Below are 16,192 nucleotides of genomic sequence, written 5' to 3' on the forward strand. Positions count from 1 at the left end.
AGATGTCAATTGACGATACTGTTGTTTTCGATGACTCAGTCGCAACATTAAAGAAAACTATACCATTGATGATGAAATATAATGTGCCGGTTATTCCGGTAAATTATGCGTTATGGTATACCTATGCGTCGAATCAGATCCCTAATTTAAATAAAGAACTTGATAGTGCTATTCAATTATACAAGACTTGTCCGTCTTACCGAGCTGAGCAGCTTTATAATAAGCATGTTAAAGGTGATCAGTCTTTAGAGTTACAAAAATCCATTGAGTCTATGGTTTCGACATTGAGTCATTATGTGTCAGCTCAACGCGAAGGTGCTAAAGAGTTTCAAGATGAAATGGATAAGTGCCATGATGACTTGACTGGTGTCGTTGCTAATAAACATGACTTTGAGCAAGTTGACCATTTTGTTGATGACTTGGTATCCAAGTCATTAGCCATGAAAGATAAGGCTAAGCATTACTCCAATTCTTTAGACTCAGCACAAGAAGAGATTCGAGTATTGAAGGCGAAATTAGCTAGCAGTCAGCAAGAGGCTTTATATGATGCGCTAACTGGCTTGTTAAATCGTCGGTCATTTGAGCAAGAGGTCGAAGCTTTACTGGCGATTCCAAATACTACGATGTGTTTAGTGATGGCAGATATTGATCACTTTAAACGATTTAATGACTTGCACGGCCATTTATTGGGAGACAAAGTGCTCAAAGTAGTCGGTAAAAAGTTAACCCATAATGGTGATAATGGAGCGATGGCTTTTCGATTTGGTGGAGAAGAGTTTGCCATTCTATTGCCCGGTGTCACACTAGCTCAAGCATATGACTATGCCGAAAAGATTCGTCATTCAATCGAAAAACTCGTGATCAAAACTAAGAAAACAGGTGAGTTGATTAGCTCTATCACCTGTTCGTTTGGCGTTGCAGAGTTTTCTGCTACTAGTGATATAAATGGCTTGATTGCATTAGCCGATGAACGTTTGTACAAGGCTAAAAAGCAGGGACGAAACCGGACTGTTAAAGCATGACATAATCCCTGAGTTAAGGAACTCTTACAAGTTGGTAGAAACGTCTTGTCATTAATATTGCTGACAAAGTAAGTCCTGTGATAATAGCTAACCAATATCCTCTCACACCCATACCAAAGTGTTCTGCGAAGATATAACCGACTGGAAACCCGATCACCCAGTAAGCGACAGTGCAGATCAGCATCGGAACTTTAGTATCCTTCATACCTCGTAGCGCTCCACTTGCATTTACTTGAATACCATCCGATAGTTGAAAAATTGCCGCAAGTATTAATAGCTGGACTGCCACTGTAATAACTTGAGTATCAGCAGTAAATATTTGCGCTAATTGTTGGTTAAACAAGACCATGGCTATGGCTGTTACACAGGAAATAATAACGCCAAAACCAATGCCCATATATCCGGTGTCTCTTGCTTGTATACGATCCTTTTTGCCGATGTGGTAACCAACGCGGGCAGTTACAGCAACAGATAACCCGAGAGAAATGGTATATGCCATTGAGGATATATTTAGCGCAATTTGATGACCAGCGATCTCTGGCACTGAATAGCGACCTATCATTAAACCCACAGCACCAAATAGAGCTACCTCCATGCCTAGCCCGATTCCCATCGGCAAGCCAATTTTAAAGACTTCGCTATAGGTTTTTAGCTTTGGCTTTATCCAGTGGGTAAATAAATGATAGCCATGGTAACGTTTAGCCAAAGCAGTGTAAGAGATTAGAGATAATGCCATTACACACCATACAACCACCGTTGCCCAGCCAACACCAACTGCTCCCATAGGTGCTAAGCCCCAGCCACCGTTGATAAACCAATAATTGCACACGACATTAAATGGTATGGCTGCAATTGAGCAATACATGATTGCTTTTGTGGCAAACATCCCTTCATTACAGAAACGCAGGGCAAAAAAACAATAGAGAGGGATCAATCCCCAGGCCAATGCTTCGAGATAGCCGCTGGTTAATGGAATTATTTTCTCTGTTATCCCAATTTGCCAAAGTAACGGCTCAAGCGATGTTAATAGTAGCGAGCTAGGAAGAGCCAGAAGCACAGCTAGTACAATGCCGCTCTGAAATGCTTGGCGCACACCTTTTTTATTTTCTTCACCATTAAATTGAGCGGTGATAGGGCTTAACGCTAAGAATATCCCAATAATGAAAACAATGATTGGATTAAAAATACTGACCCCAATAGCAATGGCTGCTAACGCATCTGCGCTATAGCGTCCTGCCATGATAGTATCTATGACACCCAGCGACATTTGTGCCACTTGAGCCAAAATAGCAGGAACGGCCAGTTTTAATAATGTCTTTGCTTCAATACGGTGTTTGGCTGTATTGATCTTGTTAATAATCTGTTTCACTAATTCTCTTACTTTGGTTAAAGGCAATATAAAAAATGTTGGGTATGAGATAAACTGCGCAGAGTTGTTCTGTTTTTTGGCTTTATATTTTAGGAAGCATTATGTCGCATAAGACTTCACCTGTCATTGTTTCATCATCACATTTGGTATCTTCGTCTTGCCCACAACTTAGTGAATTTGAGTATGGATTGACAATGATGAATAATGCATTTTTACGTTGGATGCAGCATTGTAGCCAAGCTGCTGGGGTTACTGAGTTAAGCTCGCTTGATATTCAGGTCGTTCACAATGTAGCTCACCGAGATCGTGCTAAAAAGCTCGCTGATATTTGCTTTTCATTAAACCTAGAAGATAGCCATAACGTTGCGTACTCGTTGAGAAAATTAGTCAAGTTAGCGATGATAACGTCAACTAAAAAAGGCAAGGAGACCTTTTATAAACCATCAGAGCAGGGTTGGCAGTTTTGTGAGCGTTATAAAGCGGTTCGGGAGCAGTGTTTGATTGACTCACTTAAAGATTTAAATCTGACGGAACAACAGTTAAGTGAAATGGCTAGTGCATTAAGAGTCCTTTCCGGTTTTTATGATCAATCTTCTCGAAGTGCTGCATCGTTGTAATACCAATACCGTTATTTAAGTGACCCCTTTGGTATCGCGAATAAGCGATAACGTGAATAAACGAATTAGAGTGCAGGTGCTACGTTCCAAACAGAACCTAAGTAATAACATCGATGCCGGGAAGGTATTTATTGGCGTATGTAGTTATTCTAGATAATAAGTAACGAAGCTATCATTTTAGCCCGATAAAGATGTACACGTTATTTATGAAGTTAATATAAGTTTAATACTTTGGTTTTTTGTGAACTTTTTAACTGAATTGTGTTCTTACTATTCCACTAAGGTTGAATTCATAGGGATAAGATGAAAGTTTTTGCAAAACAATCAATCAGACAAATTGTTAAACATATCAAGATATTCTTCCAAGGAACGATAGAGATCGATTCGCTTGGACGTTTCAAATTTTCACAAGGGCAGCTGTGTTTACCACAAAACGCAACCCGAACGCAGAGCTCTTTTGTTCAACAGGTGAACTCATCTATTAAGTCTAAACGGCCTGTTGCCCAGTGGGATTAGCTTGATACTAGTTACACAGTAATCGAACTTTAGGCTTTACTAAATCGTCGCAAAGCTTAGTGAAATGCACCACTTAACTTACTAAGATTAACATGCTGCGCTAATTGATTTTGACTATGACAATTCAATTGGCGTTGTGTTTGTTGCTGATTGATATTAAAAACGAACGCTAAGGCGCTAGTTCGTTTTGCAGCAAGCTGCAGACGTTTTAAGTCCCTAGCATTAACTGAGTCTGGCCAAGCAATAACTGCGCTGCTAGTTCCTGACATCAATGCTTGCTCCATTGCCCATAAAGTATCAACCTGATCTTTTGGGTGAACTAATAAAATCTTATCACTTGCGATTTGGTATTGCTCGCTTAATGCTTTGAGTTGTTGTTTCGGTGCACCAATCAATACAATCCAGCGACGCTGTTCGCTGAGCTTTTTAAGGGTTGGCCCAAGAATCTCTAACTGCTGGTCATCATTAGATTGACTAACGATCTCGTTAATCGTTTGTGATTGCCAACCACCCTGATTTAGCAAGTTATCTAAATGGTTAAAACCTGAACTGATTGCAAAGTTGTTCTCAGTTGTTTGTTGGTTTAAATATAATGATTTCATTGCCAAGCTCCATTTCTTATCACGCCAACTGCCAAACCTTCAATTTCTAATGATTGATATTCCAAATCGACGACGATGGTTGAAAACTCTGGGTTTTCAGGGTGTAGTAAAACTTTATTATCCTGTCGTTCAAAACGTTTAACCGTTACATCGTCTTCTACACGTGCGACCACAACTTGACCTTCGTTAACCGAGGTTGTTTTGTGTACGGCTAGCAAATCGCCATCAATAATCCCAATATCTCTCATGCTCATACCGTTAACACGTAGCAGATAATCTGCTTGTGGATGAAACATACTAGGGTCGACTTTGTAATGTGCTTCAACGTGCTCTTGAGCTAGAATCGGTTCTCCAGCAGCCACTTGGCCTATCAATGGTAAGCCTTGCTCTTCACTGTCATTGGCAGCTTCGGGAGGTAAACGAATGCCGCGTGATGTGCCAGGGATGATTTCAATAGCGCCTTTTTTGGCTAAGGCCTTAAGGTGTTCCTCAGCAGCATTTGCTGATTTAAACCCAAGCTTTTTAGCAATCTCAGCTCGTGTTGGCGGCATGCCTGTAATGGCTATATTGTCTTTGATAAGCTGTAAGATTTCAGCCTGACGGTTAGTTAACTTTTTCATATACTTGCCTTAGCACCAAATTAGAATAAATGAACTGGGTTTTCATACAGTATAGCTGTCAGTATATACAGTAAAAATTACTGTGCAAGTATTAATCAAAAAAACTTTACTTTAATAATTAAATTACGCCACGGTGTTCTAATCTTTAATAGATTGCTCTTATCGAGTATTAGTTAAAATGAACTTGCCACAAATAATAACTGGTAATACCTTTGGGCTTAGTATGAAATTTGATATATTACGCGTGTTTTCTGTTTAGTTATTGGTAAAAGTGTGTATGACAAACTCTCTATCACGTTGGGTGAATATTTTACGTTGGCCAGTTCGCTTCTTAGTTCGTAGCAAGCTCGTACCGAAAGATCCCTGCGCCGAGCTTAATATTGATCGTCACAAGCCCATTGTCTATGTGCTTAAAACGGAGTCATTAACAGACTTGGTGGCATTAGAGAGAATTTGTAAGTCATTAAAGCTACCTTTACCTACTCAGCCACTACAACTTGGTGAACGAAAGATCCCTCGTTATTTTTGTGTGCAGGGTCGGGTGCCTGTTTTTGGCAAAAATAATGATGCCAATAAATTTATTAATCGCTTTAGTGAACTGATAAATTTCCTACGTCAACCAGAACAGCAAGATGTTCAGATTGTACCTGTAGCCTTGTTTTGGGGGCGTAAGCCAGGGCGGGAAGACGATACTGTCAAAGCTGCCGTGATTGCTGATGAACAAGCTTCTTGGCTCAGAAAGATAATGATGGTGTTGTTTCTTGGCCGAGACAACTTTGTTCGCTTTAGTCAACCAATCTCGATGGTCGAGTTAATTGCTTCTCGTAGTAGTGATGAGCGTATTGCTCACAAGCTATCACGTCTTGCACGTTTTCATTTTCACCGGCAGGCCCAAACAATGCTAGGGCCAAAGCTGCTATATAGAAACTCACTTGATCAACGTTTGATGAAGTCGCCAGCGTTACAAGTTGCGATGCAAGAATATGCGCAGCAAAAAAATCTATCAGATGATCAAGTTAAAGCAGAAGTGTCTAAATTAGTTGACGAAATAGCCGCTAACTACTCTGAGCGCTTGCTTCGTATTGGCGATCGTGTTCTGACTTGGTTGTGGAATAAGCTCTATAAAGGCATCAATATCAGTAATGCGGAGCGTGTTCGTCAACTCGCTCAAGACGGAGAAGAAATAATCTTTGTGCCTTGTCATCGTAGTCACATGGATTACCTATTGCTAAGTTATGTTATTTACCGACAGGGTATGGTGCCACCACACATTGCTGCGGGAATTAATTTAAGCTTCTGGCCTGCGGGACCAATCTTCCGCCGCGGCGGTGCTTTTTTTATGCGTCGAACGTTTAAAGGCAATAAATTATACGCTGCAGTGTTTAGGGAGTACTTGCACCAACTTTTTAATAATGGCTATTCGGTAAAGTATTTCACTGAAGGGGGTCGCTCTCGTACAGGTCGTTTACTGTCTCCTAAGACAGGCATGATTGCGATGACGGTACAAGGTGCATTGCGCGGCATCGAACGCCCAATTACTTTGGTACCCGTTTATTTAGGTTATGACCATGTCATGGAAGTGGGTACTTACCATAGTGAATTGAAAGGAAAGTCGAAAGAGAAAGAGTCAGTGGGGCAAGTGGTAAAAACATTGCGTAAACTGAAAAACTTCGGCCGTGGTTATGTGAATTTTGGTCAGCCTATTTCGCTCAATAAACACCTCGATAATGAAGTACCTCAATGGCATGAGTCTATTAATCCAATGGAGCAACAAAAGCCGTCATGGTTAACTCCAACGGTTAATAGTCTGGCTAATAAAGTGATGGTTAATATCAATAATGCTGCGGCAGTTACGGCTATTACTCTCTCGGCTCTAGTGGTATTAGGTGTTGAACGTCGTGTTATTGCTAAGTCGACATTAGAAGCCCAGCTAGACCTTTACCTCAAACTTTTACGTCAAGCGCGTTACTCTGCTGACATTACTATTCCTGAGTTAAGTGGTAAAGAGCTACTGGCTCATGCGATAGAGTTAAAGAAGTTTACCGTCAGTGAGGATGATTTAGGGCAAGTGATTAGCCTTGATATTTCTAGTGCAGTGACCATGACTTATTATCGTAATAATATCTTGCACCTGTTTGCATTGCCGTCATTAATCGCGGCCTCGTTTGTTTATCACGGGGTTAAAACAAGAGAGCAACTTGATAATGTGATTGAGCAATTATATCCATTATTGAAGAATGAATTATTTATCGGTCTTTCTCAGCAAGAATTAGCGACTTATGTTGATGATATCTTACTATCATTAACGGCATTAGAATTGATCAGCGATAGTGATGGGCAATACACCATTATGACAGCTCATAAGCCGCAATTAATGATCCTTGCTCAACATATACAAGAAACATTAGAACGTTATGCGATTGTATTGAAAATTATGCAGAAGAAGCCTCATATTGAGCGTAGTGCTCTGAATAATGACAGTCACGCCTTAGCGAAACGTTTATCGAATATTCATGGTATAAACGCCCCTGAGTTCTTTGATAAGCAGGTGCTTTCAAGTTTCATTTCGGAATTAAAGGAGCAAGGCTATATTGACCATGATGATAGCCACTTACCGAAAGTGGACCAGTTGGTGGAAACAGTTAGTGGGTTATTATTACCAAATGTATTGGCAACAATTAAAGTGAGCCTGAATTAACCGAGTTAATACGGCTTACTTAACACCTTGACGTGGAGGATGCCGTACTATTCTTACTACTATTTATTATGCCAATAATAAATAGTGAGCAATGATACCGATAAATAAAACAGTGCCAATCCGATTGTTTTGAATGAAAGCTTGAAAGCATTTATCGCGCTCACGTGTTTTAGCTTGTTGGTATTGATGAATGAATAAACCAATACAAAGTGTCATAGCGAGATAAAACGGCCAGGTTAATGCCGCTAAACTCGCTACTTTCAACAGGCAAAGTACCGTAATTAACTGCAATAAAGCAATCGCCACTAAATCGTAACGGCCAAATAGTATGGCCGTTGATTTAACACCAATCTTAATGTCATCTTCACGGTCAACCATTGCGTAATAGGTATCATAAGCCACAGTCCATGCTAAATTAGCGGCAAATAACCACCAACAAATTGTTGGGAGGTCGTTACTTTGGGCAGCAAAAGCCATCGGAATAGACCAGCCAAATGCGGCCCCTAATACTACTTGTGGTAAGTGAGTGTAGCGTTTCATAAACGGATATGTCGCCGCCAACGCAACGGCAACGAATGATAGGCCGATGGTTAATGAGTTCATGGTTAATACTAACAAGAAGGCGATGGTAAGTAATATGAAAAATAGTTGCAGCGCTTGCTTACTTGTAACAACTCCTGTGGCCAAAGGGCGCTGAGATGTGCGCTCGACATGACCATCAACTTTACGATCGGCATAATCATTAATCACGCAACCTGCTGAACGCATTAAGAAGACGCCTAAGGTAAATACAATTAAAACGGGCCAATCAGGCATACCATCAGCGGCTAACCAGAGGGCCCAATACGTCGGCCATAATAATAGCAGTGTGCCTATCGGTTTCTCTATCCGCATTAATTGACTAAAACCATTGAGCTCTGATTGAGTAAACATAATCGACCTTATTTATATGCTGTCGCGGCAGGTAAAAAATACTCTGCAACCATTAACGGGTGAGTCGCGAGTTTAAAGATTGAGCGCCTTGCCCACAACCGTTTTTGGGTTGGTTGCCCTAGTTGCTGGCTTAATGTGTGTAATGCTGAGTCAGGGTTAAAATAGGTGGCTTCAATATCACTGCGCGTCATTTCGGGTGATTGGAATAGCACTGCGCCTAATGATGTGGCACCTAATTTTGCAAGTTGATGGTCAGCGTAAGCTAACGTTTCTTCAGGAATTAATGTTCTAGCATACACTTGAGGAACACCGTCACATATTAAAATAACTTCACGGCTATGCATGTTAGTATCAGTAGCAAAAAATGATTGTTCGTGCGGGGCTAGTTTGGCGATTCCTTCTCGCAAGACTTGTACCTGAAATCGCGTTGTATCTTCGCTTAATCTTGCGGTTAACGAAGACTTATCGAATAGCCATTCATGTAATTTCGGGTTTAAATGAGCTGTTTGCGCCATTGAGGCGGTATACCATGTGTTATTACACCCACTAGGAAAAGGGAGAGTGAGAGACGATGAGTTGATCACGGGGCTAATAGTTTTCACGAGCTTAACAGTTGAAAAAATGACGAACTATTATGCTTGAGCAGCGTCTAAAAATCATGTCATTTCAGGGAAATAATTGCTAAAAACCTCAGTTCGATTTAACATTAAGCAAACTTTTACTAAAGAAATTAAGTGTAATTGCTGTTTGGAGAGTAATTAATATGCGTAAGCTGACCAACATGCTGGTGCTCATCATGCTATTAGGTTGTGGTTTGAGTAGCAGTTTTCATGCACAGGCTGAAGATGGTGCACCAAAAGATTATGCGTATTTTGGCTTTGAGCCAGACATAATAACTAACTACATTAGCAAACAAAGCAAGAAGATTGGCTATGTACGTATTACCATGGAGATTATGGTGGCGAGCCCTGATCATATTGCGATCATTGAGCATCACGCTCCGTTGCTTAGAGCGGCGGTTGTTGAAGTCTTAGGTGAGCAAGATGAGCTAAAAGTTAAATCTCCAACGGGTAAATCAGAGATTCGAGAACTTTGTTTTGAAACGATTAACCGTTTACTCAAAGAAGAGACAGGGCAAGAGCTAGCGGTAAGCCTGCTATTTACTAAGTATATTTATCATTAGACTATTCAATGGTTTCGCTGTTTATCGCGATCAAACCACGCTTGGATACAGCCAATGAGTAATCCGCCTAAGTGAGCCCCATTAGCTACAGGCACTGAAAAGGCATCCACAAGCCCCAGCACTAGCCATAACAACATGAAAACTATATAAGCAGGGGGTAAGCTAAGCCCTGCTTTAGGGTTGAGTCGAGCTGACCACCAGAAATAACCCACCAAAGCATAAACCACCCCAGATAAACCACCAAATGCTGGTCCAGTCAGATAATACTGAAAGATATTGGGTAAGCTACTTGCTAAGATAAACAATAAAAGTAATTTTCTTGCCGAAAGTTGTTGTTCAATCTTTCCCCCTAAATACCACCACCACAATAAATTAAACACAATATGCATAATGGAGAAGTGCAATAACGCAGGGGTGAACAAACGCCATATTTGTCCCATCCTTTCAAGCTCGAAGTGAGGGAAAAAGCTCAGTCCCTCATAGAGTGTCGGTATACCAAGCATAAATGTGAGATATACAAATACACAAATAACGAAAACCGATAAAGTGACAGGTCCGGTATGGCTAATAAAATCAACTAGCAGCGATAGGTTTGCATTTTTGTGGTCCACATCAATTTGTGGGTTAGCATTGTGCCAAGAAGCCGCGAGGTACTTTGGGTCATTTGGGTTTGTTATGAACTGTTTAAACTCTATCTCAGCGACTTGTTGTTTTGAGCTGGTATCAACCCAGATTGATACGGTATCTGGTTCTTGCTGAAGGGTACAGTAGATATCCAGTCCCATCATATAGTCGATATATGCTTGTGCCATACGTGCATTATCTAGATTACCCACAAAAAACATAAGTGACCCCTTAGTTTTCGTACCAACTACCATCGGCATTACGGTTTATCCATGGCTGAGAAAACCAATAATATCCGGATTGGGTTCTACTCTGTGCTGTACAGTTATAACGCGAGCGTCCTGCGGGCAAATCCGTCTCAGAAGTAATGGTGAACGTATTCTCATTTATCCATTGTGGCGCAACAGCACCACCTAAAATATAGCAGTTTAATGTGGGTTTATATAAATCCTTTGTTTTTACAGTGACGGTCAATTGCGGTCGTTTGGCTAGCTCGCTATCACTGTGCTGATCTAACTGTGGGTTGGCGTTGACTAACTTGGTAACGGGCATTGCTAGGGACTTTAATTTAACTTTCAATGTTTTTAGGTTGGCATAGCGCCCTGAAGCGGGAAAGCGGGGTAAAGCACTAAAATCTGAGGTTGCAGCGAGTGCCCCTGAGTGCTGTCCGATACCAACGAAGCCCATTGAAGTAATCAATTGTTGTAGTTCACTGTTATATTCACCATAAGGGTAAGCTAAGTACTTAAAGTTATGACCCGTATGTTTAATGATTTCAGCTTCAGCCGATTCGATATCTTGTTTAATTCTAGCTTGCCATTGTTCAACAGTTTCATCAGTTAATTGCCGATTAAGGTGTAAATGCTCCCAGCTGTGGTTGGCTATTTCAACACCTGAATCGGTCATGGCCTTTAATTGTGCCCATGTCAGCATATTAAGATGATTAGCAGAGATCTCTTTTGGTGCGACAAAAACGGTGTAAGGAAATTGAAGTTGCTTTAAAATGGGGTCCGCATTGATTAGCACATTGGCGTAGCCATCATCAAAGGTGATAGCAACGGTTTTTTCAGCCAGCTTTTTACCGCTTCTTAAGTCATTAATAATCTTTGATAGGGGCAAAACCTTAAAGTTATTTTCTTTAAGGTAATCCATGTGTTGTTGAAACTGTTGTACGGTTAAACTGGTGGATTCTGGCGTGGTATCGCTGACATGGTGATATTGTAAAACCACGGCTGCATGAGTACTCATCGCGAATAAGCCAATAATAAAAGCTAAGCTTTTTAACCACATAAAATAACCTCGAAGGAAAATAAGTCCGTGAGCATTGTCACCTCCATTGCCAACCAACGCAAGTTATTGCTGTTGGCACTGCCAATGATTTTATCAAACATCACTACGCCTTTACTAGGCTTGGTTGATACTGCGGTGATTGGCCACTTAGAGCATGCCTATTACTTAGGGGGTATTGCCCTAGGGAGCATGATTATTAGCATTACCTTTTGGCTCGCTGGCTTTTTACGCATGACTACCACAGGAGTATTGGCTCAAGCCTTTGCCAATGACGATAGTAGCAATGAATTAGCGTGGCGCTTATTTTTCCATTCAATTTTTATTGCGATGGCTTTAGCTTTATCACTGCTTATTTTACAGCAACCATTGATTGAAGGTGCTTTGTGGTTAGCAGGTGCTAGCTCACAGGTTAGTCACTATGCCGGGGTCTATTTTGATATTCGAATATATTCAGCGCCAGCGGCATTAATTAATATGGTGCTACTCGGCTTTTTTGTTGCTCGCCAACAGGTACGCTGGGTGGTTTATCAGTTATTTACCATTAACGTTATCAACATTGCTTTGGACCTTTTCTTTGTTGTTGGCTTAGAGTGGGGGGTTGCTGGGGCTGCACTAGCGTCGGTGATTGCTGACTATTGTGGTTTGGTATTGTTGTGCTGGATTATTTCACCGACTATTAAGCAGCTCGCTTGGCGTCGTTTGGTACAAGTTCAGCCCGCATTGATTAAACGCTTAGTTGGACTTAATCGTGATATTTTTATTCGATCGCTAGCGTTGCAACTGTGCTTAGCTGCGGTGACAGTGACAGGGGCGAAACTTGGCGATGTTACCATTGCCGCGAATGCGATTTTACTTAATATGTTTATGTTTGCTTCCTATGGTTTAGATGGTTTTGCCTATGCCGCAGAGTCATTAGTTGGGGAAGCTAAAGGCAAAAAAGATAGTCAGCGCTTACAACAAGTCGTATTCTCTTGTGCGGTGTTCTGTGGTGCAATCGGTGGCTGTTTTGCATTAGGCTTATGGCTTTGGGGAGAGTTATGGATTAATTTCATGACGACAATTGAACCAGTGCAACAGGCAACATTACAGTATCTGCCGTGGATGATCGCTATCTGTGCCATTGCGTGGCTATCGTTTTTAATGGATGGTGTATTTATTGGTTTAACCAATGGCAAAGCGATGCGAAATACCATGATCATTGCCGCGGCAGTCTTCTTTGTTGTGCTCTTTTTGAGTCAAAGCGTGTCTCCAAGTTTAAATAACCACGGTTTGTGGCTAGCATTTTTTTGTTTCATGTTAACGCGAGGTGTGAGCTTAAGTTGGTGTTATCGTGAAATCAATCACTAAGGTGTTGTTTTTTTGTTTCTTTTCTATAGGCTTTACCTTGTCAAGATTGACATGGACTTTATAAGGATATTTTTGTAATGACTATTACACTGGTAACATTTTTTCTTCTGTACATCATTTATAGTGTTAAAGATGCTGACTTTATTGCTCGTGAGTTCCAATCTTGGCTGGCGTTGTTGAAGCATTGCTTTAGGGAGTCTGCGCTTTTACTTGGAGGAGCAACAGCAGTGGGCCTATGTGATTTATTGATCACTGCAGAAGATGACCTCATATTCTATGCGCTATTTGGCGCTGCGATGGCTGCCGTTTATAGCATGTCTCTGATTGCAAAATTTAGCCTGCAACGATACCAACTACAAACGCAATAACCCTTTTCTAAATCGGTCAAAGTACGCAAAGTGCGACATAGTGTCGCACTTCCTTGTTTTCGCTTTATTTTAGCCCTTTACGCCCTACACTATCCTTAAGTTATTTTTTATATTTATCTAATAGGGATACCCCATGAAGTTAACTCCGCTCTCTTTAGCTGTTGCTGTTTCCTGTTCTGTTTCTTCTTTCTTAGTTAACTCTACTGCACTTGCTGAACAACGCTCGGTTGATACGCAAGATTCGATGAAAAATATTGAAGTGATCACTGTTACGGCGCCAAAATTATCACAAACTGGCAACGCTTTAGCGGAGGGTAATTTGGTTCAGCCTGATGTGGCAGATTGGCTTAAAACAGTGCCCGGCGCCAATATTAATAAGAATGGCCCTGTCACTGGGATTGCACAATATCGCGGCCTGTTTGGCGATCGCGTTGCCAAACGTATTGGTGGCCATCAAATCGTTGGTGCTGGCCCTAATGCGATGGATGCACCACTGACTTATATTAATCCGATGATGATTGAGTCTGTGTCGGTTTATCGAGGCATAGCCCCTGTGAGCAGTGGTATTGATAGTTTAGGGGGGGCTGTTGAAGTGAAACTAAAGCGCGCTCATGTGACTAATGATTTTGATTTGTCCGGTGACTTTGCGACCAGCTTTAATAGCAACAATGATGGCTCAACGTTAGCGGCGAGTGTCAACGTAAGCGATAATAATATTGGGTTAATGGCCTATATTAGTGAGCAACAAGGTGATAACTACCAAGATGGCGATGATCTAACGATAAAATCTAGTGACTATGATAAACGTCAGAACGGCATTGATTTACGTACTGAACAAGGTGATGTGGTACTTGGCGCAACTTGGCATCAAACTAAAACCTTAAATTCAGGGACTGTAGCTTTGCCAATGGATATCGATTATATCGATTCTGATCGCTTCAATCACGATGGTGAGTGGCAAGGACAAGAGTGGTTAGTTAAATGGCAACTGGGTTATCAAGATGCAACTCACGGCATGGATAATTTTAGCCAGCGCACCAACATGATGTCTGCAATGCATCGTTACAACACTGCTGAAGCGACAACCTCGAATTATAAAGTCGAGTTATCAAATCAAGCATGGTTATTTGGTATTGAGGGGTTTTCTGCCGAACATGATTCGGTAATTACTAACCCAAATAATGCGATGTTTAAAGTGGTTAACTTTAATCAGGTTGAAAATCAGCGCCATTCGTTATTTGCACAGTGGTCTCCAGTGGTTGGTAAGAACAGTTATCGTGTAGGCTTACGTGTTAAGCAAAACTATGCTGATGCCGCAGAGGTCATGAGCTCGATGGCGATGATGAACCCGAATGTTAAAGCACTGCAAGATGAGTTTAATGCTAACGATCGCTCGGTTGATGACACGACCTTTGATGTGGTGTTAACGAATCAATATCAATACTCAACAGACATGACATTAAGCTATGGCGTTGCAGTTAAGCAACGTGCAGCGAGCTATCAAGAACGTTATTTGTGGCTACCCATGCAAGCAACAGGTGGTTTAGCTGACGGCAAAACTTATGTTGGTAATATTAGCCTAGCGCCAGAAACGGCTTATCAAGTCAATTTAGGCTTAAGTTTTAATAATGATACATTTAGAATTGCGCCGCAGTTCTTCTATCATCGTATTGATGATTATATTCAAGGTTCAGCATCATCGGATATGCGTGTAAAAATGATTGCGGGCATGATGGCTGGCGACATGAGTCCGCTACAGTTCGATAATATTGATGCGCGTTTATACGGGGCTGACATCAACTGGGCTTATCAATTAACCTCTGCTATTGAACTGTCGGGTGTTGCTAGTTATGTTCGCGGCACACGAGAAGACATTAATGATAACCTTTATCGTATTACACCATTAAATGCACGGGTTAACCTTGCTTATCAAGCCGACAATTGGCAAACAAACTTAGCGTTGCATGCTTATCATAAGCAAGATAAAGTGTCTGCGATAAACCAAGAAACCGTGAGCAAAGGCTATGCGGTTGTTGATTGGCAACTCGATTATTACGTCAGTTCAGGGTTAGTAGTGCGTGGAGGGGTCAGTAACTTACTCGATAAGCAATACAATGCTCACCTAGCTGGGGTAAACCGTGCTAACGGTAATGAGTTAGCCGTTGGGGAGCGTATCACCGCGATGGGGCGTAATGCATACATTGCGCTAGATTATCAATTTTAAACGCTTAATTTAAGAAAGCGAAGAAGAGAAAAATACTTTTCTTCGCTTTTGAAAAACTAAATAATAATACTCTATTTCAAGTAAGGCAGCGCATCACCGTGCATACGCTCAATCTTCATGCCTTGTGCTAAGAATGCATCACGAATCACTCCAACCATTTCAAAGCGACCAGCGGCGTAAACTTCATAACCACTTAAGTCGGCATAATCTGCTAATACAGCTTGGTGAACTTGACCAGTTACACCTAACCATTCGCTGTTTGGGTTTTCAACGACAGGAATGAATTGGATATTTGGCTGAGCTTCTGCTAGCTTTTCCATTTCTTCCAGTAAGTAGATGTGCTCTGCGTCCTTACAGCCCCAATACACACTGATCTCTCGCATATCCTGCGTTGCGACTAGTTCACGAACAATTGAACGAACGTAGCTAAAGCCGGTACCGCCAGCGACAAGTACCACTGGTAACTCGTTATCATGGCTTAACTGTGCTTCACCGTGCGGTGCTAAAATAGTGATTTCGCCATCTTGTTTCATACGTTCAATCACTTGCATTGGGTAGCTATGCACTTCTGATGCGCCAATGTGTAGCTCAATTAACTCGCCGTCACTCGGTGCGCTAGCAATTGAGAATGGGCGTTTGTCATCTTCAGACATTTTAACCATTAAGTATTGGCCGGCAGCGAATGAGAAGCTTTGCTCTGGACGCAATACCACGTGATAAACTGAGTCATTGAACGCTTCAAGCGTTTCAACACTACATCTGATTTCTGACATTAAATT

General features: G+C 41.4%; 16 protein-coding genes. 8 read left to right on the forward strand and 8 right to left on the reverse strand.

Going from position 1 to position 16,192, the window contains the following annotated elements:
• Positions 1-2 precede the first annotated feature (2 nt).
• Positions 3-1,022, forward strand: coding sequence for a GGDEF domain-containing protein (locus Q8W26_RS00180; RefSeq protein WP_101212679.1), 1,020 nt, complete (start codon positions 3-5; stop codon positions 1,020-1,022).
• A 13-nt stretch (positions 1,023-1,035) separates the two neighbouring features.
• Here the strand turns inward: Q8W26_RS00180 and Q8W26_RS00185 are convergent, their stop codons facing one another.
• Entirely contained in the window at positions 1,036-2,391 is a 1,356-nt protein-coding gene (locus Q8W26_RS00185) for an MATE family efflux transporter (protein WP_101212681.1), read from the reverse strand.
• A gap of 101 nt (positions 2,392-2,492) precedes the next feature.
• Here Q8W26_RS00185 and Q8W26_RS00190 point away from each other — a divergent pair, with 101 nt between their 5' ends.
• On the forward strand, positions 2,493-3,008 hold the full coding sequence (locus tag Q8W26_RS00190) for a winged helix DNA-binding protein (protein WP_101212683.1): 516 nt from the start codon (positions 2,493-2,495) through the stop codon (positions 3,006-3,008).
• Between the two features lie 303 nt (positions 3,009-3,311).
• Entirely contained in the window at positions 3,312-3,524 is a 213-nt protein-coding gene (locus Q8W26_RS17860) for a DUF1107 family protein (RefSeq protein ID WP_101212685.1), read from the forward strand.
• A gap of 56 nt (positions 3,525-3,580) precedes the next feature.
• On the opposite strand, the gene Q8W26_RS00195 is transcribed toward Q8W26_RS17860, so the two are convergent.
• Together Q8W26_RS00195 and lexA are read right to left on the reverse strand one after the other, a co-directional pair.
• Positions 3,581-4,126, reverse strand: coding sequence for a SulA-like leucine-rich domain-containing protein (locus Q8W26_RS00195; protein ID WP_101212687.1), 546 nt, complete (start codon positions 4,124-4,126; stop codon positions 3,581-3,583).
• Positions 4,123-4,746, reverse strand: a complete 624-nt coding sequence (lexA, locus tag Q8W26_RS00200; protein ID WP_101212689.1) for a transcriptional repressor LexA — start codon at positions 4,744-4,746, stop codon at positions 4,123-4,125. The genes Q8W26_RS00195 and lexA overlap by 4 nt, the downstream gene beginning before the upstream one ends.
• A gap of 277 nt (positions 4,747-5,023) precedes the next feature.
• Here lexA and plsB point away from each other — a divergent pair, with 277 nt between their 5' ends.
• A complete protein-coding gene (gene plsB / locus Q8W26_RS00205; protein WP_101212691.1) occupies positions 5,024-7,444 on the forward strand; it encodes a glycerol-3-phosphate 1-O-acyltransferase PlsB in 2,421 nt (806 codons plus the stop codon).
• 66 nt (positions 7,445-7,510) lie between these two features.
• Here plsB and ubiA read toward each other — a convergent pair whose 3' ends face one another.
• Both ubiA and Q8W26_RS00215 read right to left on the reverse strand, forming a co-directional pair.
• Positions 7,511-8,377 (reverse strand): 4-hydroxybenzoate octaprenyltransferase, encoded by an 867-nt coding sequence (gene ubiA, locus Q8W26_RS00210; protein ID WP_101212693.1) that lies wholly within the window; start codon positions 8,375-8,377, stop codon positions 7,511-7,513.
• An 8-nt stretch (positions 8,378-8,385) separates the two neighbouring features.
• A complete protein-coding gene (locus Q8W26_RS00215; RefSeq protein ID WP_370694245.1) occupies positions 8,386-8,979 on the reverse strand; it encodes a chorismate lyase in 594 nt (197 codons plus the stop codon).
• A gap of 161 nt (positions 8,980-9,140) precedes the next feature.
• Between Q8W26_RS00215 and Q8W26_RS00220 the strand changes: the two genes are divergently transcribed.
• Positions 9,141-9,560: a flagellar basal body-associated protein FliL gene (locus tag Q8W26_RS00220; RefSeq protein WP_101212697.1), complete on the forward strand. Its 420-nt coding sequence runs from the start codon at positions 9,141-9,143 to the stop codon at positions 9,558-9,560.
• Positions 9,561-9,565: 5 nt separating this feature from the next.
• Here the strand turns inward: Q8W26_RS00220 and glpG are convergent, their stop codons facing one another.
• Together glpG and Q8W26_RS00230 are read right to left on the reverse strand one after the other, a co-directional pair.
• Positions 9,566-10,405, reverse strand: a complete 840-nt coding sequence (glpG, locus tag Q8W26_RS00225) for a rhomboid family intramembrane serine protease GlpG (RefSeq protein WP_101212951.1) — start codon at positions 10,403-10,405, stop codon at positions 9,566-9,568.
• A gap of 10 nt (positions 10,406-10,415) precedes the next feature.
• The gene (locus Q8W26_RS00230; RefSeq protein ID WP_101212699.1) at positions 10,416-11,474 is read right to left on the reverse strand and encodes a polysaccharide deacetylase family protein; all 1,059 of its coding nucleotides are present in this window, start codon (positions 11,472-11,474) and stop codon (positions 10,416-10,418) included.
• 27 nt (positions 11,475-11,501) lie between these two features.
• Between Q8W26_RS00230 and Q8W26_RS00235 the strand changes: the two genes are divergently transcribed.
• The 3 genes from Q8W26_RS00235 to Q8W26_RS00245 all read left to right on the forward strand — a co-directional run bounded on the left by Q8W26_RS00235 (position 11,502) and on the right by Q8W26_RS00245 (position 15,413).
• A complete protein-coding gene (locus Q8W26_RS00235) occupies positions 11,502-12,821 on the forward strand; it encodes an MATE family efflux transporter (protein WP_305471826.1) in 1,320 nt (439 codons plus the stop codon).
• Between the two features lie 77 nt (positions 12,822-12,898).
• Complete coding sequence (locus tag Q8W26_RS00240; protein WP_101212704.1) at positions 12,899-13,189, forward strand: hypothetical protein; 291 nt, start codon at positions 12,899-12,901, stop codon at positions 13,187-13,189.
• Positions 13,190-13,322: 133 nt separating this feature from the next.
• A complete protein-coding gene (locus tag Q8W26_RS00245) occupies positions 13,323-15,413 on the forward strand; it encodes a TonB-dependent siderophore receptor (protein ID WP_101212706.1) in 2,091 nt (696 codons plus the stop codon).
• Between the two features lie 71 nt (positions 15,414-15,484).
• Here the strand turns inward: Q8W26_RS00245 and fre are convergent, their stop codons facing one another.
• Entirely contained in the window at positions 15,485-16,186 is a 702-nt protein-coding gene (gene fre / locus Q8W26_RS00250) for an NAD(P)H-flavin reductase (protein WP_101212708.1), read from the reverse strand.
• Positions 16,187-16,192: the final 6 nt, after the last annotated feature.

Source organism: Psychrobium sp. 1_MG-2023 (genome assembly GCF_030689115.1).
Lineage (GTDB): Bacteria > Pseudomonadota > Gammaproteobacteria > Enterobacterales > Psychrobiaceae > Psychrobium.